Source organism: Geothrix rubra (genome assembly GCF_030268065.1).
GTDB classification, from domain to species: domain Bacteria; phylum Acidobacteriota; class Holophagae; order Holophagales; family Holophagaceae; genus Geothrix; species Geothrix rubra.
The window spans coordinates 962,182-982,627 of the sequence record NZ_BSDD01000001.1 but is presented as its reverse complement, the minus strand read 5'-3'; the positions used below and the strand labels follow the sequence as shown (position 1 = coordinate 982,627).

Below are 20,446 nucleotides of genomic sequence, written 5' to 3'. Positions count from 1 at the left end.
GGCCGGAAGTTCGTTTATATGGGCAAAAGCCCTTCACTTCCAATGAAAAATCACGAGCCTTGTATCCTGGCCAAGGTGGCGCGCCAATGGCGGTCCCGGACGCGCCTCAGGGCGGTCCTCCGGGTGAGCTTCCGCCACTGGGCGGCGCCCCGGGGCAGGTCCGCCGCGGGGCGGGTGTGGAGGGGGCTCGGGCCCCCCCAGAGGTCCGGATCCCCCCAGAGCGGGGCCCGGTTCCAGGGGCAGACCTCCTGGCAGATGTCGCAGCCCGCGGCCCAGCGGGTCTCCGCCAGCGCCGCGACGACGTCGGGGGGCGGCTCGGCCTCCGTCTCCAGGGTGTAGGTGGTGAGGCAGCGGGCCGGGTCCAGGCGGAAGGGGGCCAGGGCCCCGGTGGGGCAGGCCGCCAGGCAGGCGGTGCAGGTGCCGCAGCGGTCCGCGGCGAAGGGCGGGTCCGGAGGGAGCTCCGTGGACAGCAGCAGGACCCCCAGGAAGCCCCAGGAGCCGTCCTTCCCGGCGATGAGGAGGGTGTGCTTGCCCTGCCAGCCGAGGCCGGCGCGGACCGCCAGCTGGCGCTCCAGCAGGGGGGCCGTGTCCACGCAGACCCGGCCCTCCAGGCCCGGCCAGCGGGCCTGGGCGGCCTCCAGCAGGCGGGCCAGCCGGGACTTGAGGACCAGGTGATAGTCCGGTCCCCAGAGATACCGGCTGAGCTTGAGGCTGCCGGGGGCGGCCCCGGGGACGGCCCCGGGCCGGGCGTAGGGGAAGAAACCCACGAGGGCCGTGTGGGCGCCGGGGAAGACGGTGCGGGGATCCAGCAGGGCGGCCGGGTCCAGGTAGGGCAGGGGCTCGCCGCGGCCCTCGGCGAACCAGGCCTCGAGGCGCGGCCGCTCCGTCTCGAAGGGCCCGCAGCCGGCGAAACCCGCATGGGAGAACCCGAGGCTCCGGGCCTCCTGGCGAAGCCAGTCCTTGAATGCCAGCGGATCCGGGTGTTCAACTGGCACGCGAAGGCTCCCTCCCATGGATATCCTCACCCTCGAGCTGCGCGATGTCACGGTCTTCCAGGCCCTGGTGGAACTCCGGTCCCTGCTGGCGGAGCATCCCGGCGAGGCCCTGCGGATCGTGGGCCAGGACGAGACCCTGCGGGTGAACGTGGCGGGCTTCCTCGAGCGGCAGGGCCTCAGGCCCCGGGCGACCTCCCGCGGCGGCACCTGGGAACTGGAATTGGCCGCGGGCCGGCGACCGGCGCCAACGCCGTCCTCCCTGGCGGCGGGTCCGGCCCCGCGTCCGGTCCTCCTCCTCCGCAGCGCCTTCGCCCCCGGCGACCGGGCCCTGGGCCGGCGCCTGCTCCTGGAGACCCTCGCCTACCTGGAGCCTGGCACGCCCTGGCTCTGCCTGGCCCACCAGGCCCTGGAACTGCTGGAGGATCCCGTGGCTGTCGAGGTGCTGGCCGGCGTCCAGGCCCGGGGGATCCCCGTCCATGTCTCCCTCGCCAGTCTGGCCCAGGGGGAGGCCGATCCCGGCACCTTCGCGGTGGTCCCCGATGCCGGCTGGCAGGGGCTCCTGGCCCGGGGGGGCCTGAACGTGCTCTGAAAGCAGGTAGGCTGGAGGTCCGGCTGCGGCCGCCCTGTCCAGGAACGACCTCCCCCATGAACCTCCCCAACCTCCTGTCGCTGGCCCGGATCCTGATGGTTCCCATCCTGGTCGTCGTCCTGATGACCAAGGTGACCAACCACGAGGTCATCGGGGTGGTGGTGTTCTGGGCCGCCTCCATCACGGACTGGCTGGACGGCTACCTGGCCCGGCGCTGGAAGCAGGTGACCACCCTGGGCAAGCTCCTGGATCCCCTGGCGGACAAGCTGCTGGTGGCCGGGGCCCTGATCTCCCTCGTGGAGCTGAACCTCGCGCCCGCCTGGATGACCTTCATCATCCTGGCCCGGGAGTTCGCGGTCACGGGTCTCCGCGGCATCGCCAGCGAGGAGGGCCTCACCATCCCCGCGGGCACCGTGGGCAAGTGGAAGATGGGCTTCCAGGTGGCGGCCATCTCCTGCCTGATCCTCGGCCCCCGGCTGGACTACTGGCTCTACGAGTGGACCCACAAGGAGATCTTCCGGTTCTTCATCCAGCTGAACCGGCCCTACACCTTCTTCTGGGGCATGGGCGTCCTGCTGCTCTGGGCCGCGCTGATCCTGGCGGTCTGGAGCGCGGTGTCCTACTTCCACGCCTTCTGGAAGGTGGTCGGTCCCCGGATCATGGCCGAGGACGGCAACCTCACCGGCAAGCAGAAGGGGGATCCCGAATGATCCGAAAGTACCTCATCGCAGGCGTTTTCACCCTGCTGCCCCTGGTGGTGACGCTGTGGATCCTCAACGGGATCTTCAACGCGCTGGTGGGGATCTTCCGCGGCCCCCTCACCTGGGTCGCCCAGCACCTCCATGCGCCGGACCTGCCCTACTGGGCCCTGGCCCTGTTCTCGGCCCTGGTGACCCTCCTCATGCTGGCCGCCGTGGGCGCCCTCATGAGCAACTTCGCGGGTCGCCAGCTCATGGAGTGGCTGGACGAGCTCATGCTCCACGTCCCCGTGGTGAAGAGCATCTACGGCGCCACGCGCCAGCTCATGGGCGCCATCCAGTCGGGGCAGGGGGGCAGCTTCAAGGAGGTGGTGCTGGTCGAGTGGCCCCATCCGGGGGCCTACACCCTCGGGTTCGTGGCCAGCCGCGACTGCGCCTGGGCCGTCCCCGGGGGCGAGAAGATGCTGGCGGTCTATGTCCCCACCTCGCCCAATCCCACCTCGGGCTACGTGGTGATGATGGACGCCTCCCAGGTCCGGCCGCTGGAGATCAGCGCCGACCAGGCCCTCACCTGGGCCGTCAGCGGCGGCGTGGTGGCCCCGCCCCGTACGGGGACGGGAACCTTCCGGGTGACGGAGACCCCGTGAGCAGCCTGCGCGGCAAGCGCATCCTGGTGACCGGAGCGGGCAGCGGCATCGGCCGGGCCGCGGCCCGGCTCTTCTGGGACAGCGGGGCGGACCTGGTGCTCGCCGGACGCCGGCTCGCCGAACTCCAGGAGACCCTGTGGGTGGCCAGGCACGTGGCCCTGGACCACTCCGACGAGGCCGCCGTGGCCGCCTTCGCGGAGCAGTGCCCGGACCTGGACGGCATGTTCCTAGCCGCGGGCCAGCTGCTGACAGGCAGCGTGGCCTCCACGCCCATCGCCGCCTTCGACGCCACCCTCGCCGCCAACCTGCGGGGACCCTGGCTCCTCTGCCACCACCTGGGGCCGAAACTGCGCGAGGGCGGCAGCGTCGTCCTGGTCGGCTCCAACATCGGCCTGCGGGCCATCCCGGACAGCGCCGCCTACAGCGTCTCCAAGGCCGGGGTCCACATGCTGGCCCGGGTGCTGGCGCAGGAATGGGCGCCCCGGCGCATCCGCTGCAACGCCATCGCCCCCGGTCCCGTCCACACGCCCATGGTGGACACGCGCCTCGCCGCCAGCGAGGATCCCGCCGGCGACCTGGCGCGCCTCTCCTCGGTGAACCCGCTCAAGCGCCTGGGCACCGAAGTGGAGGTGGCCCTGCTGGCCGCCCACCTGCTGAGCGACGAGAGCACCTGGACGACGGGGGTGGTGATCCCGATCGACGGCGGGGCCGACGCCGTCTTCTAGGCCGGTCGGAGGGAATGCTAAGCTCGGGGGAAATCCTCCCGAGGCTCCAGCATGAAGACCGCGGCCCTGCTCGCCATCCTCGTCCTCCCCCTTGCGGCGCAGACCCGCATGGACCGGGCACATCCGCTGCCCCTGCCTTCGGATGGGGTCATCACCGGGCGCATCGCCGAGGACGACAGGGGCGAGGCCTACTACGCCTTCACGGCCGGGCCGGGTCCGCTGGTGGTGACCGTGGACATCACCCCCAGCGACGCCAACATCAACGTGGACCTGGGCCTGTCCGACCAGGCCGGCCACGCGAAGCTGGCCATGAATCCCCGGGCCTACAACGACAAGAGCGTGAGGGAGACGAAGCGCATCGTCCTTCCCAGGGCTGAGCATCTGGTCATGCGGGTGGGCCGGAACCACTACGGCGGCAGCGGGACCTTCCGCATCCGGGTGGAGGGTGCGGTGAACGGCGGGGCTGAATCCCTGGACCTGCCGGCGAGGGGGACCCTGCGCCTGACGCTGAAGGATGGGAGGACCGTCGAGGTGGACCTCGCGACGGTGCGGGACGCCAAGGTGCTGCCGCCCCGCTAGGAGGAGGCCGCTACTCCACGAAGTCGAGGTCCCGGCCGTGGGTCTCCGCCATGCCCCAGAGCGAGACCAGGGCCAGGACGAAGCAGGCCAGCCCCACCACCCAGGCGGAGCCGATGAAGCCGAGGTGGTTCCTCAGCGCGATGAAGCTCCCGGTGATGAGGGGGACCGAGCCGCGGACGAAGTTGGGCACCGTGGTGGCCACGGTAGAGCGCAGGTTGGTGCCGAACTGCTCCGCCGCGATGGTGACGAAGACGGCCCAGTACCCGGTGGCGAGCCCGAGGAAGCCGGCGAGCAGGTAGAAGGCGGCGGGGGTGAGGCCCCGCAGGCTCAGGTAGGTCGCCACGCCCGCCAGGGCGCCCAGGATGAAGACCAGCACCACCTTCTTGCGGCTGCCCCAGAGCTGGCTGAGGATGCCGGAGGCCAGGCTGCCCAGCGTGATGCCGGTGTAGCAGAAGGCCACCGCGGTGCCCGCGGCCACGGGGCCCGTCACCCCGATCTTCGGCGCGAACTCCGGGGCCGAGGTGATGAGAATGGCCACCACGAACCAGGTGGGGAGGCCGATGAGGATGCAGCGGAGGTAGCGCAGGAACCGCTCGCCGCTGGTGAAGAGGCAGAGGAAGTCGCCCCGCTTCACCTCGTGGCTCCCCAGGTCGCGGAACATGGCGCTCTCCCGCAGGCTGAAGCGGGTCACCAGGAGCAGCAGCCCGAGGCCGCCTCCGGCCAGGTAGGCCACGCGCCAAGGCAGGTACTTGCCCACGAGGCTGGCGGTCACGGTCCCGAAGATGCCCACGGCGGCGACGATGGCCGTGCCGTAGGCCCGCAGGTCCCGGGGCAGGATCTCGCTCACCAGCGTCACGGCGGCACCGAGTTCGCCGGCCAGGCCCAGCCCTGCGAGGAACCGCCACACCACGTAGGACGGGATGGAATGGACGAAGGCGTTGGCGATGTTGGCCACGGAGTAGAGCGCGATGCTGCCGAAGAGGGTGCTCAGCCGCCCCTTCTTGTCGCCCAGGATGCCCCAGAGGATGCCCCCCAGGAGCATGCCCACCATCTGCGCGTTGAGCAGCAGGAAGGTGGCCGACACCTGGGCGTCCCCCGGGGGCACGCCCAGGGCCGTGAGGCTCGGCTGCCGCACGATGGGGAACAGCAGCAGGTCGAACATGTCGACGAAGTAGCCCAGCGCGGCCACGAGGACCGTGAGGTTCAGGACGGAACGGAGGCGGGTGGGGCTCATGGTGGCTTCATTGAAGCACACCGTGCCGTCACACTGGGGGCGAGGTGCCCATGTCCGAGCCCGCCTGGCCCGCCCCGCCCGAAGGCCGCTGCGATCTGCCGGCGGTCCTGGACACGGAAATCGCGATCGTCGGGGCGGGCATCCACGGGGCGGCCCTGGCCCGGGAGCTCACCCTCCGGGGCATCGCCTGCGCCCTGGTGGACCGCGGCGAGGTGGGCGGCGGCACCAGCCAGTGGTCCAGCCAGCTCCTCCACGGCGGCATCCGCTACCTGCTCACCGGCGACATCCGGCAGATGCGGGAGGGCCTGGCGGAACGGGCCACCTGGTCCCGCATCGCGCCGCGCCGCTGCCGCTGGGAGGCCTTCTGGATGCCCCACCGCTCCTGGCCCGAGGGCCTGGCCCACCGCCTCGGCATCGGCCTCTACGACCACTGGGGCGCCGAGCGGCCGGGCTGGCCGCCGGAGCTGCGCCTGGGCGGCGTGCCTCCCTCCACCTTCCAGGCCGATCCCCGGTCCGCGGGCGGCCCCTTCCGGGGCGCGACGGCCTACGCCGACCTCATGACCTGGGACCGGGAGCTGACCCGGGACCTCGCCGCCTCCAGCGAGGCCCTGCGCCTGGATTTCCATGACGTCGCCTCCTTCGAGGACACCGCGGGGGAGCTGCACAGGGCGGTCCTGCGGGACCGGCGGGATGGCGCCACCCGCCGCCTCTCCGCCCGCCGCTGGGTCTTCGCCCTGGGGCCCTGGACGGACGGTGCCATGGCGGGCTGGTTCGGGGAGGACCGGAAGCGCCTGCGGCTTTCGTCAGGCATCCACCTCTGGTTCGACGCCGTGCCGGGCTGCGAGCGCCCCTGGGCCATCCGCCGGCCCAAGGGGCGGATCCTCTTCGTGATCCCCCGCGACGGCCTCCTCCAGGTGGGCACCACCGAGCGCGAGGTGGGCGACGGCTGGGTGCCCATCCTCGAGGCCGAGCGGGAGGAGCTGTTCGACGCGCTGGCGGCGAACCTGCCCGCCATCCCCTGGCGGAGCCTGCCCCTCCGCGCCGAGGAACTGGGTGTCCGGCCCCTGGTGGCCGCCTCGGGCCTCACCACCCACCTCAGCCGGGAGGCCGTGCTGGAGCGGCACGCGCGCTTCGGGAACCTCACCCTGGTGCTGGGCGGCAAGCTCACCACCGCCCGGGCCCTCATGGACCGCCTGGCCACGGGCCTCACCGGCCGCGCCTGCCCCACCTCCCGCACCGCGCCCCTGCGGGTTTGGGATGGACAGCCGGAGGGAATCCGGTAGAATCGATGGTTCAGTGCGGTCCCGTAGCTCAGCTGGATAGAGCATCAGACTACGAATCTGAGGGTCGGGCGTTCGAGTCGCTCCGGGACCACCACTCTGATTTACCACGCAGGCCTGCCCTTCACGGCAGGCCTTTTTCGTCCTGCCTCCGGCCTGCAATCTGCCGATCCGTGCGCCCGGCCGGTGGCCCTGCCGTAGCAAGCCCAGGTCCGTGGCCGGGCGGGCGTTCCTGGGGAAAGGGCTGCACCATCGCCGCGGGCGGGGGATGATCATTCCGGGTGGGTGCCATGTTCGTTGCGGTCGCAAGCCTTCCTACTGATCCCGATGGTGTCCGGCGGGCGGCCGACATCGCCGGGATCGCCCAGGTGGATGCCGCGCGCCTGCTTGCCGGGACGCCCCCGAGGGTGCTGGTCCGCGCCACCCAGGACGGTGCCCGGATCGTGGAGGCCCTGGCGGCGGCGGGGTTCACGGCCTTCGTCGGCGAGGTGGCCGCCATCCAGGGGGACAAGGACCGCGTGGTGGCCCGGAACCTGGAATGTGCTTCCGAGGGGTTCGTGGCCGTGGATGGGCGGGGCCAGCGGCATGAATGCCCGGCCGCCTCCATCGCGGCCTTCCTGCGCGGCCACCGCACGATGGAGACCTCGGAGCTGGTCAAGACCACGGAGCGGAAGCTGGACCTGGGCAAGGCCCTGCTGACGAGCGGCCTGGCGATCACCAAGAAGGTGGAGACCACCTTGGAACGGCGGACCTCCTCGAGGGAGCCGTTCATCCTGGTGCAGCGGAACGACGGGCTTCCCGGGATCATGCTCTACGAGGGCCGGCTCAACTACCAGTGCCTGGGGCCGGCCCTCCAGCCTTCCCGGTCCGCGAACTTCACGGCCCTCCTCGCGCGCTTGCGGGCCCTCGCAGCCGGTGCCCCCGTGGACGACCGGATCACCCGCCCCGGTTTCCTGGCGGGGCTGCCGGTCCTCTCGGTGGATCCGGCGGATCTGGCCGTGTTCCTGGTGTCCGAGGCCCGGGCCCGGGGCTGCTGAATCCGCAGGGCCCGTGGTTGTTCCGGCTGGTGCCCTGGACTACCGTACGGGGGCACGTTGCGGGAGGCACCATGGACATGCGCGGCAACACCATCCTCATCACCGGCGGCGGCTCGGGCATCGGGCGGGGGCTGGCGGAGGCCTTCCACGCCCGCGGGAACCAGGTGGTCATCGCGGGGAGGCGGCGGGAGGTGCTGGAGGACACGGTCCGGGCGAATCCCGGCATGGCCTCGTACGTCGTGGACCTCCAGGACCCTTCCGCGATCCGCGGGTTCGCCGCGAAGGTGACGGCGGACTTCCCCCGCCTGAACGTCCTCGTCAACAACTCCGGGATCATGCGGGCCGAGGATCTGCGGGTCCAGGCGGACGACCTCTCGGACATGGAGGCCATCGTCGCCACCAACCTGCTGGGGCCCCTCCGCCTCACGGCGGCCCTGCTGCCCCTGCTCCAGCGGCAGGCCCGCTCGGTGGTCATGAACGTCTCCTCCGGGCTGGCCTTCCTGCCCCTGGCCACGACCCCGACCTACTGCGCCACCAAGGCCGCGATCCACTCCTACACCGAGTCCCTCCGCTTCCAGCTCCGGGAGACCTCCACGGAGGTGCTCGAGCTCATCCCGCCCTACGTGGCGACGGACCTCATGAACGGCGCCTCGGATCCCAGGGCCATGCCGCTTCCGGCCTACATCGCGGAGGTGATGCACCTGCTGGAGACGCAGCCGGAGGCCCAGGAGATCTGCGTCGAGAACGTGAAGCGCCTGCGCTTCGCCGCGGAGACGGGGAAGTACGGCGAGGTGTTCCAGGGCTTCAACGAGGCCATGGTGAAGGATCCGCACTGACGGATCAGAGCCAGTAGCGGCTGAGGGCGTCCAGCAGGCGCGAGACGGTGTCCCGGTTGTGGCGGCTCCGTAGCTCCGCGCCGGGCATGGGTGGGTACGCGGGCACCGGATCATGGAGGTGCGTGGGCGGCGTCTCGCCCAGCAGGGGCCGCCACCGCTCGATCCAGGCCGGGGGGAGGGTCTCCGGCAGCGGCTGGTCGAACAGGGTGAGGGCCAGGATGGTCCACACCCGCGAGACCACCTGCGCGTCGTAGCCTCCGCCGAGGGTGGCGAGGAGCCGTCCCTGGGCGTGCCGGTGGGCCAGGTCCAGGATGCGATGGTAGAGGGTCTCGAAGGCCTGGGTGGTGAGGGCCAGGTCGCCCATGGGATCCGCGAAGTGGGCGTCCGCCCCGGCCTGCACCACCAGCACATGGGGGGAGAACATGGCCAGGGCCTGGGGCACGACGGTATCGAAGGCCTCGAGGTAGTCCTCGGTGCCCGTGAAGGGCTCGAAGGGCAGGTTCAGCGAGAGCCCGCGCGCGTAGCCGCCGCCCAGCTCCTGGATGTGGCCCGTGCCCGGGAACAGGTAGTGGCCGGACTCGTGGAGGCTGATGGTCAGCACCCGGTCGTGGTCGTAGAAGAGGCTCTGGACGCCATCGCCGTGGTGGAGGTCGATGTCCAGGTAGGCCACCCGCCAGCCGTGCTCCACCATGGCCTGGATGGCCACGGCCAGGTCGTTGTAGAGGCAGAAGCCCGCGGCCCGGTTCCGCTGGGCGTGGTGGAGGCCGCCGCCCAGCTGGAGCACGCGCTGTTCTGCGCCGGACATGAGCAGGCGGGCGCCATGCAGGGCGCCGCCCGCCAGCCAGCGGGCGGCCAGGTCCATGCCGGGGAAGATGGGATTGTCCGGCGTGCCCAGGCCGAAGGCCTCGGCCTCCGGCCGGGACTCGCCCCGGGAGAGGGCCTCCACGACCTCCACGTAGGCGGGATCGTGGACGGTGAGGATCTCCTCCCGGGTGGCCGGCGGGGCCGCCAGGGGGGCCAGCTCGACCCCCAGCTCCCGCAGCAGGTCCAGCAGCATCTCGAGGCGGGCGGGCGTGAAGGGGTGCTCGGGGCCGAAGTCGTACTGCGCGTACTCCGCGCGGTGGATCAGTGCGGCCATGGCTTGGGCCTGGGCCAGAGGATGCGGAAACCCTCCTGGCGGAGCTCCTCCGCCAGGGTGCGGACCTGGCTCGAGCCCACCCGGAGCACCGTGCGCACCAGGCGGTCGGCATCCGGGTAGGTGAGGATGGAGTGGATGTTCACGTTCCGGGCGGCCAGGAAGGCCGTGAGGTGGGCCAGCTCGCCGGGCCGGTCGTCCAGGGCCACCTCCAGGCGGGAGGAGGGCAGCGAGATGCCCGTGAGCTTGATGAGGGTGTCCAGGATGTCCATGCCCGTGAGGATGCCCACCAGCGCCGGTCCATCCATGACGGGCAGGCAGCCGATCTTGTGCTCCCGCATGATGCGGGCCGCGTCCTCCACCGGGTCGAGGGGGTCGATGGTGATGGGCGGCCGGCTCATGGCGGTGTGGACGGGCTCGTCGAGCTTCCGGGGTTCCGGGCAGAGGGCGCTGGTGGCCCAGCGGAGGTCGCGATCCGTGAGGACGCCCACGAGCCGCTCCCCGTCCACCACGGGCAGGTGGCGGAAGCCCCGCGAGCTGAACAGGTTGCAGGCCTCCTGGAGACTGGCTCCAGGCGGGATGGTGACCACGGGACTGTGCATCATTTCCTGGACGAGCACGGGAGCCTCCGGGTTCAGGCCTGGCGGAACGCCGGGACGGAGAAGGACAGGGCATGCCCCGGCAGGAGGGGCAGGGGACCGGCCGGCGCGGGTTCAGCGGTGGGCACGTCGACCTGGGCGCTGAAGGCGTGGATCCAGGGGAGCTCCTCCACCATCAGGGTGAGCCGGCCGAGGGTCTCGGAGAATCCGCGCTGGGCGGGCAGGCGGAGCCGCTCGATCACGCCCGCGATGTCCAGGTCCGTCATCGGCGTGATCCGCAGGAGGGAGTCCCCGCCCCGGCGGTGGAAGCGCCAGATGGGACCGAAATCGGGATCCACCGTCAGGGAGATGATCACCCGGAGGCTGGTCCGCTTCCCCTCCACGGGAGCGGGGGTGGTCTGGATGGGGAGGCCGAAGTGGCCCAGGAGCGTGCGGGCCTGGGGCCCCTTGAGGGCCAGCGGGGGAGCGTCCTTGGGGACACTCTGGAGGGCCTGCTCGACGAGCATCCGGGCCGCCATGGGATCGGTGCCCTCGTAGCCGAGGATCCGGCCGGGCGGGAGCATGCGGAACCGGGCGTACTCCACGGCCTTGGAGAGGGCCAGGGCCGCCGACTCGGGAAAGCGGTAGGAGGGGAAGGTGCGGGCCGAGCCGCCGGCGGGCGCCAGTCCCACGGCCACGGCGCCACTGACGCCCATGAGCGAGAGCAGGGTGGGCTTGGCGATGCCGGTCCTCCGCTCGGCCTGGATGGCCGCGCGGCGGATGGCCCGGGCCACGGCGTTGGGATCGCAGGAACCCACGCAGGCGAAGGTGGCGATGAGGGCGTCCACCTCGGGGTGTTCCAGGGCCTGCTGGCAGGCCTTCTCGTACTGCTCCGCCGTGGCCGTGGCCTGGAGGTCCACCACGCCGGGGCCGCCGATCTGCATCCCGCTGGACTCGCAGGCGTCGGCGCAGATGGTGGCCACGCCGCCGGAATTGCTGATGACCGCCACCCGGTTGCCCTTGGGGAGGGGCTGGTGGGACAGCAGCAGGGCGATGTCGAAGAGCTCCTCCAGGGTGTTGGCGCGGATGACGCCGGCCTGCTGGAAGAGGGCCTCCACCTCGGCGTCGTTCTGCGGGCTGGCCCCGATGTGGGCCTGGGCCATCCGGCGCCCCGCGTGGCTGCGGGCGCTCTTCACGCAGAGGATGGGCTTGCGGTGGGACATGCGCCGGGCCAGGCGCGCGAAGCGGCGGGCATTGCCGAAGGTCTCCAGGTAGAGCAGGGCCAGGTCGGTGTTGGGATCCTCGTCCCAGTACTGGAGCAGGTCGTTGCCGGAGACGTCCGCCCGGTTGCCGGCGGAGACGAAGGTGGAGAACCCCAGGCCGCGCTCCGCGGCGTACTGCAGGATCACCACGCCCAGGGCGGCGGAGTGGCTGAAGAATCCCACCCGGCCCCGCGGCGGCAGGGCGGTGGCCAGGCTGGCGTTCAGCTGGATCGAGGCGTCGGTGTTCAGCAGCCCCAGGCAGTTCGGCCCCACCAGCCGTGCTCCCCGGCTCCGCACCAGCCGCTCCAGGCGCTCCTGTCGCCGGGCGCCCTCCGGCCCGGTCTCCGCGAACCCGGCCGCCAGGACCAGCAGTCCCCGCGAACCCATGTCCAGGGCCCGCCGGGCCACCGACAGCACCTTCGAAGCCGGCACGGCCAGGATCACCAGGTCCGGCGCCTCCGGCAGGTCCGACAGCGAGGCGTAGGCCCGGACGCCCTCGATGGCCTGGGCCCGGGGATTGACGGGGAAGACGGTGCCCTTGAACCGTCCCTGGAGGATGTTCCGGAAAAGGGCGTTGCCCAGGGAGGAGGGGTCCCGCGAGGCGCCCACCACGGCCACGGTCTTCGGCCGGAACAGGGGCACGAGGGAGTTGGCCACGGCCACCCGCTCCCGGGTGGCGGCGCGTTCGCGCAAGGCTTCCGGGGCGTTCAGGGGGAACCGGACGTGGATGATGCCCCCCTCCAGGGCCTGCCGGGTCTCGAAGCCCGAGTCCCGGAAGACGTGGATCATCTTCTGGTTCTCGAAGAGCACCTCGGCCTCGAAGCCCACGTACCCGGCTCCGGCGGCCAGCCCGCCCAGCTTCTCCAGGATGAGGGTGGCGATGCCCCGGCCCTGGTCCTCCTCGGCCACGAGGAAGGCCACCTCCGCCAGGTTGCCCCCGTCGCCCACGTAGTTGCCCAGGCCCAGGATGCGCTGGTCCTCGCCCTCCACGGCCAGGAGGCAGGCCCAGCGGCGGGGGTCGCACTCGCAGAGGTCCTCCACGAACTTCCGCGACACCCGGGCCACGCCGGCCATGAAGCGCAGGGCCAGGGTCTGCTTGGTGCGGCTGTTGATGAACTGCTCCACGCGGTCCGCGTCCTCCGGCGCAGCCAGGCGCAGCAGGATGCTCCGGCCGTCCTTCAGCAGGACGAATTCCCGGTAGTCGGCGCCGTCGGGGAGGATGGCAAACACGGGTGGCCTCGGCAGGGATGGTCAGGACCACCCTACCAAGAATAGGCATCCCGGGGGTGATCTTCGGCGGGTCAGCCTCGTAGGAGGCCGCGCACCAGGTCGATGGCCTCCGGGTTCTCGAGGGCGCTCAGGTCGCCCGTCACCTGGCCCTCGCGAACCATGTCGCGCAGCAGCCGACGCATGATCTTCCCGCTGCGGGTGCGGGGCAGGGTGGGCGTGAGGATCACCCGGTGGGGCCTGGCGAAGGCCCCCAGCTCGTCGGCCACCCGCCGCACCAGTTCGTCCTCCAGGCCCGGGGTGGCCTGGACACCGCCGCGCAGGATCACGAAGGCCAGGGGCACCTCCCCCTTCACGGGATCGGGCACGCCCACCACGGCGGCTTCGCTGACGGCGGGATGGCCGATGAGGGCTGCCTCCACCTCCATGGTGCCGATGCGGTGGGCCGCCACGTTGATGACATCGTCCACGCGCCCCGTCACCCACACCTGTCCGTCCGGGTCCAGGATGGCGGCGTCGAAGCTGTTGTAGCGGCCCGGGAAGCGGGAAAAGTAGGTGGCCTTGTAGCGGGCGGGATCTCCCCAGACCCCGCGGACCAGGCTGGGGAAGGGGGCCGTGAGGGTCAGCACGCCAAGGGCTCCGGCCGGAAGGGGATGGCCCGACTCGTCCACCACTTCGGCCTGGTAGCCGGGCAGCGGATGGCCGCAGGAGCCCGGCTTCGTGGGGGTCATCCCCACCATGGAGGAGGTCCAGCCCGTGCCGGTCTCCGTCTGGCCGTAGGTGTTGTTGAAGAAGATCCGGCCGCCGCAGAGCACGTCCCGGCTCCAGTACCAGGTGTCGGGATCCAGCGGTTCGCCCACGCAGCTGATGAGCGTGAGGCGGCTCAGGTCGCGGCCCCGCAGCCAGGCGTCCCCGGCCCGCCGGAACATGCGGAGCGCCGTGGGCGCCGTGAACAGCTTCGACACCCGCAGCCGCTCCAGCACCTCGTAGAAGTGGCCCGGATCCGGCCAATCGAGGGCCCCCTCGTAGGCCACCAGGGTGGCCCCGTTCGCCAGCCCCCCCACCAGCGCCCAGATGGGGAAGGTGAGCCAGCCCACGTCGGCCGTGCACCAGAGCACGTCGTCGGGCTGGGGCAGCAGGGACCACCTGGTGTTGGCGTAGACGCCCACCAGGAAGCCCAGGCCCGCGTGGATGAGGCCCTTGGGTTTCGCCGAGGTGCCCGAGGTGTGGATGATGAAGCCCGGCTCGTTGGCCTCCATGGGCTCGGGCGGGCAGACGGGGGAGGCGACCGCCATCAGGTCGCCGTACCAGCGGTCGCGTCCGGAGGTCATGGGCACCTCGCCGCCCATCCGGTGGACCACCACCACGGTCTCGATGGAAGCCAGGCCCTCCATGGCGACATCCAGGGTCTCCATGAGGGGCACCCGCTTGCCGCGCCGGACGCTCGCATCGGCGGCCACGACGACCCTGGGCTGGGCGTCCACCAGTCGCTCCCGCACGGCCTGGGCGGAGAAGCCCGCGAAGATCACGCCGTAGATGGCCCCGATGCGGTAGCAGGCGTGGCAGGCGACGAAGGCTTCGGGGATGTTGGCCATGTAGATGCCCACCCGGTCGCCCTTCCGCACCCCCAGCGTCCTGAGCACGTTGGCGAAGCGGGCGACGGCGTCCAGGAGCCGGGCATAGGTCCAGGTCTCCCGGACCCCGTCCTCCCGCTCCCAATGGATGGCCACCTTGTCCGGGTGGGCGCGGGCGTGCCGGTCCACGCAGTTGACGGAGACATTGCCGAGGGCACCCGGGAAATAGCGGAAATCGGGGAACCCGCCTTCCAGGACGCTGTCCCAGGGGTGCAGCCACTCCAGTTCGCCGGCGATGCCCGCCCAGTAGCCTTCCGGATTCCGCCGCGCCTCCGAAAGATACGCCACGGCGGCATCAGGCGACATGGGCGCCTGGGCCCTGAGCGCCGGGGTGGGTGGGATCAGTGGCTTGTCGGCGTAGATGGGTGCGGCGGCATGGGACATGGCCGGGTCTCCGGGGGGCTCAGGCAGAGGGTCCGCCGGTCTCCCGCTTCCGCCAGTAGCGCGCGAGCCCGTACACGCTCATGAAGGCCGGATCGGCGATCTCGTAGTCCTGGAGGGCCTCCTCCGTCAGGCCGTGCCCGGACAGGAGGTCCCGCAGGAAGTCCTGGAAGCGGGGGACCAGGGCCTGCTCGGCGATCCCCGTGGCCAGCTCCCCCCGCATCCACTGGGCGATGCGGTGGAGGTTCTCCTCCAGGGAGTCCAAGTGGGCGGGGCCATCGCGCTTGATGCCGAAGTGGGTGGGATAGATGAAGGCGGGATGCACGGCCTTCATCCGGAGGATGGAATCCCTCCAGGCCTCGAGGTCGATGTCGGGGGGCGGGAAGGGCGGAATCACCGGCCCGTCGCCGATGCGGATGCCGCCCACGTCCCCCGTGAAGAGGCCGTCGTCCAGGCGGTACGTGATGTGGTGGATGGCATGGCCGGGGGTGTGGATGGCCTCGAGGGCCGTGTCGCCGATCCGTACGGTCTCGCCATCCCCGAGGGCGATGATCTGCCCGGGGGGGATGGGCTCCAGGCGACCCCAGAGGCGCTCCATCGCCTCGCCGTAGATCCGCCGGGCCGAGCCCAGCAGCCTGCCGGGATCCGCCAGGTGGGCGGCGCCCTTGGGGTGGACGTAGATCCGGGCCCCGTTCCGGGCCAGCCGCCAGGCCGCGCCCGCATGGTCCAGGTGGACATGGGTGACGAAGACATCCCGGATGTCCGCCAGGTCGAAGCCCTGGGCCTGCACCGCGGCCTCGAGGTGGTCGACGAGGGATTCGGGCCCGGTCTCCACCAGGACGGGCCCTCCGGAGGTGCGCACCAGGAAGGCCCCGACCGTGCCTTCGGCCTGGAAGTGCAGGTCCAGCAGGGACACCTGGCCCTGCGAATCCCCGCGGTCCATGCCAGCCTCCTTCGTCGTCGGGCTCCGCCCCGGATCCGGGTGGACCGGAGCCGGGGCGGAGGGCGGTCAACAGCCTAGAGGTAGAAGAACTGGAACTGGATGTTCACCTGGTTGTAGTCGTTCAGGCTCACGCCCGGCGCGGTGGGCTTGATGCGCAGGTACTGCACCTTGAGGTTGGAGGTGTGGCCCTTGATCCACCAGGCCAGCCCGCCCCCGAGGCGGTCCTCCTTGGGCACGGCGGTGGTCTCGACGTCCGGCCGCTGGAATTCGTAGCGGACATAGGGCATCAGGTTGGTGGCGCCGAACCGGTAGCCCGCCTCGCTGAACAGGTTCTTCCGCTTGGTGAGGGTGGGGATCCAGGTGCCGCCGTCCCAGTCCCAGTGGTCGGCCTGGAAGGTGACGGAATCGTTCCCCACGGGCCAGTCCAGGAAGATGTCGAAGGCGGTGGCCTTGTAGTCGTCCTGCTGGTCGTGCCCCGCGCCGATGGAGAAGATCTTCTTGGTGCCGAAGTAGGTGCCGGCGTAGTAGGCGTTGGCCGTGGATTCCAGGTCGAAGAAGTTCCACTGGAGGCGTCCGGACACCCGCATCGCATTGTTGGAGGCCACGTGGTTGTTCGTGGGGATGGCCTGGCCGGTGACCTCCTTGGCGCGCTTGCCTTCCGACACGCCGAGCCGGAAGTCGAGGTGGTTCCATGCGAAGCCGCGGAGGAGGAGGCCCGTGTCCCGGCCGACGTTGTTCCCCAGGCCTGCGCTGGAGAGGAAGGCATAGGGGCTGTAGTCCACGCCCAGGAGGCTGGTGGCTCCCTGGAAGTTGTGGTGGGCCAGGGGCATCAGGGTGAGGCCCGCGTCCAGCTTCAGGTTCGGGGTGAACTTGTAGGTGATGTAGGCGTCCTGGAGGATCAGGTTCCCGTTGGGGCCCATGCCGTTCCGGGTGCCGTCCGCGTTGGCCTTGCCCATGTTCGGGGAATCGGTGTCGATCCAGTATTCCCATTTGTCTCCGACGTTGCCGAGGATGTAGAGCCGCATGCGCCGCATGTAGAGGTTCTGCGTGGTCCCGTCCAGGGTCTGATTCCCGATGGCCTCGTACTGGGGCTGGAAGAGCACGCCGAACTTCATGGAAGCCTGCGGCGTCGTGATCGCAAGGCCCTGGGCTCCGAGCGGAAACGCGGCCGCGAGTCCTGCGCCGAGGGCCAGGTAACGATGGAATCCCCGCATGGGATCCTCCTTGGAGTATGGGGTTGTGGGATGTAAGGCTGACGGGAGCCTACTCCGAGTGAGTCGGTGTCGCAAATAATTAATTAAGTAGTTATATAAAATCAGATAGCACCATGACTCTTGTGGAAAGCAAGCCGTTGAGGGTGGGATCCGGCTGGACTCGGCGCGGGGGATCAGCCTAGATTTGGCCCACCCACCCCATCCGGAGGAGCGCATGAACGAGCGGCAGGCCTTTCTCGAGGCTCGGGACTTCCTGGTCCGGCATCGCGAGGACTACGCGAAGGCCTGCCAAGGGTTCCAGTGGCCCCGGCTGGAGCAGTTCAACTGGGCCCTCGACCATTTCGATGTCCAGGCCGAGGGCAACGACCGCCCGGCCCTCTGGATCGTCGAGGAGAACGGGACGGAAGCCAAGGTGAGCTACCGGGAGATGAGCCGGCGCAGCAGCCAGGTGGCCAATGCCTTGAGGGCCCTGGGTGTGCAGCGGGGCGATGGGGTGCTGCTCATGCTCGACAACGTCCAGCCGCTCTGGGAGGCGATGCTGGCCTGCATGAAGCTGGGGGCGGTCCTGGTGCCCTCCACGCTGCTCCTGTCCCAGGCCGACCTCCAGGACCGCATCGAGCGCGGCGGGATCCGGCACCTGATCGTGGATGCCGCCCAGACGGCCAAGTTCGACGGCATGGATGCCGCCCTCACGCGCATCTGCGTAGGGGGGCAGGCGGCCGGCTGGCGGTCCTTCGACGAGCTGTACGCCGGCTCGCCGGATTTCAGGCCCGACGGTCCCACCCGGGCCACGGATCCCATGCTGCTCTACTTCACGTCCGGCACCACGGCCAAGCCCAAGCTCGTGCTGCACACCCACCAGAGCTATCCCGTGGGCCATCTCTCCACCATGTTCTGGATCGGCCTCCAGGCGGGGGACGTCCACTACAACATCAGCTCCCCCGGCTGGGCCAAGCACGCCTGGAGCAGCTTCTTCGCCCCCTGGAACGCCGGGGCCTGCATCTTCGTCTACCGCGCGGCCCGGTTCAGCGCGGCGGCCACCCTGAAGGTGATCGTGGAGAAGGGCGTGACCACGCTGTGCGCCCCGCCGACCGTGTGGCGCCTCTTCATCCAGGAGGACCTCAGGGCCTATCCCGTGAAGCTCCGCGAACTGGTCGGCGCCGGGGAACCCCTGAATCCGGAGGTGATCCACCAGGTGGAGCAGGCCTGGGGCATCACCATCCGGGACGGCTATGGGCAGACGGAGACCACGGCCCAGGCCGGCAACGCCCCGGGCCGGAAGGTGAAGGCGGGCTCCATGGGCCATCCCCTGCCGGGATACCGGATCGCCCTGCTCGATGCGGAGGGCCGGGAGGCCGACGAAGGGGAGATCTCCCTGCGCCTGGACCCGCCGCCGCTGGGGCTCATGCAGGGCTACAAGGACGATCCGACGAAGATGGAGAAGGCCCTGGCGGAGGGCTACTACCGCACCGGCGACGTGGCCACCCGGGACGAGGAGGGCTACCTGTTCTTCGTGGGCCGGGCCGATGACGTCTTCAAGAGCTCGGACTACCGCATCAGCCCCTTCGAGTTGGAATCGTTCCTCATCGAGCACGAGGCCGTGGCCGAGGCCGCGGTGGTGCCCAGCCCCGACCCGGTGAAGCTCGCTGTGCCCAAGGCCTACATCATCCTCCGGGCCGGCTTCGAGCCCGACCGCGCCACGGCCCTCTCGCTGTTCCGGTTCATCCGCGAGCGGCTCTCCCCCTACAAGCGGATCCGCATCATCGAGTTCAGCGACCTGCCCAAGACCATCTCCGGCAAGATCCGGCGGGTGGAGCTGCGGAAACGGGCCGCCGCCGGCGGGCAGTCCACGGCGGAGTTCCGGGAGGAGCAGTTCGCGGAACTGAAATAGGGACAGGGGACGGACGCCCCCAGGAGCAATTTCGACTCGATCGCAGGGCGGCCTGTCGCCGCTTTGTTACAGGACCGTCAAGCCCGCGTACAACCAAGGATCTAGGGTGGGTCTGTGGCATACATCACAACGCCGGGAACCTTCTCTTAAATCGATGGACGCTTGCACGCCCAGCCTCTAGCTTGTTGGCAACCGATCCCAGGGCCTCGTCCTGCCTGAATCCCTACCGGGATCGACTCCCCTGATCCGCCCCCCCAACCTCCCTCCTAGGAGTCTCCATGAAGACCTCCAAGCTCGCCGGCCTCGCCGTGCTCCTCGCCGCCGGGTTCGCCCAGGCGCAGGACGTGAAGCTCAACGCCATCGTCGAAGTCTGGTACACCCAGATGCTCGACAACAACCTGCGCCTCGACAAGGCCGAGCCCAACGGGTACATGTCGAACCCCTCCCTGAACGCCGCGTTCAAGGAGAACCAGTTCTACGTCCGCCGGACGGAGATCTACCTCGGCAGCAAGATCGGCGACACCCTGAGCTGGAACATCATGTTCGACCCGAACAACAGCGGGAACGCCTCCACCTACGGCAACATCCTGAACGACGCCTTCATCACCTGGCAGCCCACCAAGGACTTCTCCCTGAAGGTCGGCCAGTTCAAGCCCCTGCAGACCTGGGAAGCCTCGATGAAGGGCTCCGCCTTCGTGAACTTCTACGACCGCTCCATGCACGCCCGCTACTTCGGCGACAAGCGCGACCGCGGCATCGTGGCCACCTACGGCTTCGGCGACCCCAAGGGCTTCAGCGGCAAGTTCAACCTGGGCTTCACCAACGGCAACACGGATGACGGCAGCGCCGGCAAGAGCAACGACTCGAACGCCCAGAAGGACGTGGTCTCGCGCCTCGAGATGAGCTATGGCACCGACCACAACTTCGGCGTCTACTACCGCGAAGGCGTGACGAACCTGAAGGATTCCACCATGGTCGCCGGCACCGGCTGGAGCGGCGCGGGCTATGTGACCGTCCCCTCGAACACCCAGATCCTCGACAACAAGGACAAGACCACGAACCTGGGCGCCTACTACGTCTACGAGACCAGCAAGTGGCTGGGCTCCGTGGAGATGATCAACGGCCTGCTCGGCCGCCGCTACCCCAGCCTGTACGACACGACCACCGCGGCCGTGAAGCGCCAGCACCTGGACCAGAAGTTCCTCGGCTACACCCTGACGGGCATCTACAAGATGGGCAATCACTGGATCACCGCCCGCTACGACTACCTGAACTTCAACCAGGGCGACGACTGGTACACCGCCACCAACCCCTACACCACCACCGTGGCGACGGGCGCGGCGACCGGCAACGACTACTCGCCGAAGTACACCGAGGCGATCCTGGGCTACAACTACATCTTCAACCCCGCCAAGGCCACCTTCGCGAAGTTCAAGGTGAACTACATCCACCGCAGCAAGAACTTCCTGCAGCCCCGCGTCGGCCAGACCGGCGAGCAGGGCGGTGACAGCATCGTCGCCGGGATCATGGTCGGATTCTGATCCGAGCCTGATTCCCCGGC

The 20,446-nt window shown here is 70.1% G+C and carries 18 protein-coding genes and 1 tRNA gene; 11 read left to right on the top strand and 8 right to left on the bottom strand.

The window, feature by feature from the left end; genetic code table 11:
- Positions 1-50 precede the first annotated feature (50 nt).
- Positions 51-995, bottom strand: coding sequence for an epoxyqueuosine reductase (locus tag QSJ33_RS04465; RefSeq protein WP_285723346.1), 945 nt, complete (start codon positions 993-995; stop codon positions 51-53).
- Positions 996-1,011: 16 nt separating this feature from the next.
- Here QSJ33_RS04465 and QSJ33_RS04460 point away from each other — a divergent pair, with 16 nt between their 5' ends.
- From QSJ33_RS04460 to QSJ33_RS04440, 5 genes are read left to right on the top strand one after another with little or no spacing between them, the layout of a single operon-like run.
- The gene (locus QSJ33_RS04460; RefSeq protein WP_285723345.1) at positions 1,012-1,584 is read left to right on the top strand and encodes a hypothetical protein; all 573 of its coding nucleotides are present in this window, start codon (positions 1,012-1,014) and stop codon (positions 1,582-1,584) included.
- 56 nt (positions 1,585-1,640) lie between these two features.
- Positions 1,641-2,294: a CDP-diacylglycerol--glycerol-3-phosphate 3-phosphatidyltransferase gene (gene pgsA, locus QSJ33_RS04455; protein ID WP_285723344.1), complete on the top strand. Its 654-nt coding sequence runs from the start codon at positions 1,641-1,643 to the stop codon at positions 2,292-2,294.
- Entirely contained in the window at positions 2,291-2,929 is a 639-nt protein-coding gene (locus QSJ33_RS04450) for a DUF502 domain-containing protein (RefSeq protein WP_285723343.1), read from the top strand. The genes pgsA and QSJ33_RS04450 overlap by 4 nt, the downstream gene beginning before the upstream one ends.
- On the top strand, positions 2,926-3,654 hold the full coding sequence (locus QSJ33_RS04445; RefSeq protein WP_285723342.1) for an SDR family NAD(P)-dependent oxidoreductase: 729 nt from the start codon (positions 2,926-2,928) through the stop codon (positions 3,652-3,654). The genes QSJ33_RS04450 and QSJ33_RS04445 overlap by 4 nt, the downstream gene beginning before the upstream one ends.
- A gap of 51 nt (positions 3,655-3,705) precedes the next feature.
- Positions 3,706-4,233 carry a hypothetical protein gene (locus QSJ33_RS04440; protein WP_285723341.1) on the top strand — a complete coding sequence of 176 codons (528 nt, stop codon included), beginning with the start codon at positions 3,706-3,708 and terminating at the stop codon, positions 4,231-4,233.
- 10 nt (positions 4,234-4,243) lie between these two features.
- On the opposite strand, the gene QSJ33_RS04435 is transcribed toward QSJ33_RS04440, so the two are convergent.
- Positions 4,244-5,467 (bottom strand): MFS transporter, encoded by a 1,224-nt coding sequence (locus QSJ33_RS04435; RefSeq protein ID WP_285723340.1) that lies wholly within the window; start codon positions 5,465-5,467, stop codon positions 4,244-4,246.
- Between the two features lie 50 nt (positions 5,468-5,517).
- On the opposite strand from QSJ33_RS04435, the gene QSJ33_RS04430 reads away from it, so the two are divergent.
- The 4 genes from QSJ33_RS04430 to QSJ33_RS04415 all read left to right on the top strand — a co-directional run bounded on the left by QSJ33_RS04430 (position 5,518) and on the right by QSJ33_RS04415 (position 8,620).
- Positions 5,518-6,750 (top strand): FAD-dependent oxidoreductase, encoded by a 1,233-nt coding sequence (locus tag QSJ33_RS04430; RefSeq protein WP_285723339.1) that lies wholly within the window; start codon positions 5,518-5,520, stop codon positions 6,748-6,750.
- Positions 6,751-6,767: 17 nt separating this feature from the next.
- Positions 6,768-6,844, top strand: a tRNA-Arg gene (locus QSJ33_RS04425).
- 193 nt (positions 6,845-7,037) lie between these two features.
- The gene (locus QSJ33_RS04420) at positions 7,038-7,784 is read left to right on the top strand and encodes a hypothetical protein (RefSeq protein ID WP_285723338.1); all 747 of its coding nucleotides are present in this window, start codon (positions 7,038-7,040) and stop codon (positions 7,782-7,784) included.
- Positions 7,785-7,855: 71 nt separating this feature from the next.
- Positions 7,856-8,620, top strand: coding sequence for an SDR family oxidoreductase (locus QSJ33_RS04415; RefSeq protein WP_285723337.1), 765 nt, complete (start codon positions 7,856-7,858; stop codon positions 8,618-8,620).
- A 4-nt stretch (positions 8,621-8,624) separates the two neighbouring features.
- Here QSJ33_RS04415 and QSJ33_RS04410 read toward each other — a convergent pair whose 3' ends face one another.
- The 6 genes from QSJ33_RS04410 to QSJ33_RS04385 all read right to left on the bottom strand — a co-directional run bounded on the left by QSJ33_RS04410 (position 8,625) and on the right by QSJ33_RS04385 (position 16,994).
- Positions 8,625-9,758 (bottom strand): acetoin utilization protein AcuC, encoded by a 1,134-nt coding sequence (locus QSJ33_RS04410; RefSeq protein ID WP_285723336.1) that lies wholly within the window; start codon positions 9,756-9,758, stop codon positions 8,625-8,627.
- On the bottom strand, positions 9,746-10,375 hold the full coding sequence (locus QSJ33_RS04405) for a CBS and ACT domain-containing protein (RefSeq protein WP_285723335.1): 630 nt from the start codon (positions 10,373-10,375) through the stop codon (positions 9,746-9,748). Before QSJ33_RS04405 ends, QSJ33_RS04410 begins: the two co-directional genes overlap by 13 nt.
- A 14-nt stretch (positions 10,376-10,389) precedes the next feature.
- The gene (locus QSJ33_RS04400) at positions 10,390-12,825 is read right to left on the bottom strand and encodes a bifunctional acetate--CoA ligase family protein/GNAT family N-acetyltransferase (protein WP_285723334.1); all 2,436 of its coding nucleotides are present in this window, start codon (positions 12,823-12,825) and stop codon (positions 10,390-10,392) included.
- 71 nt (positions 12,826-12,896) lie between these two features.
- Complete coding sequence (locus QSJ33_RS04395; protein WP_285723333.1) at positions 12,897-14,840, bottom strand: acetate--CoA ligase; 1,944 nt, start codon at positions 14,838-14,840, stop codon at positions 12,897-12,899.
- A gap of 19 nt (positions 14,841-14,859) precedes the next feature.
- Entirely contained in the window at positions 14,860-15,780 is a 921-nt protein-coding gene (locus QSJ33_RS04390) for an MBL fold metallo-hydrolase (protein WP_285723332.1), read from the bottom strand.
- A 74-nt stretch (positions 15,781-15,854) separates the two neighbouring features.
- On the bottom strand, positions 15,855-16,994 hold the full coding sequence (locus QSJ33_RS04385; RefSeq protein ID WP_285723331.1) for a porin: 1,140 nt from the start codon (positions 16,992-16,994) through the stop codon (positions 15,855-15,857).
- A 214-nt stretch (positions 16,995-17,208) separates the two neighbouring features.
- On the opposite strand from QSJ33_RS04385, the gene QSJ33_RS04380 reads away from it, so the two are divergent.
- Positions 17,209-18,885 carry an AMP-binding protein gene (locus tag QSJ33_RS04380; RefSeq protein WP_285723330.1) on the top strand — a complete coding sequence of 559 codons (1,677 nt, stop codon included), beginning with the start codon at positions 17,209-17,211 and terminating at the stop codon, positions 18,883-18,885.
- Positions 18,886-19,163: 278 nt separating this feature from the next.
- Complete coding sequence (locus QSJ33_RS04375; protein WP_285723329.1) at positions 19,164-20,426, top strand: porin; 1,263 nt, start codon at positions 19,164-19,166, stop codon at positions 20,424-20,426.
- Positions 20,427-20,446 lie beyond the last annotated feature (20 nt).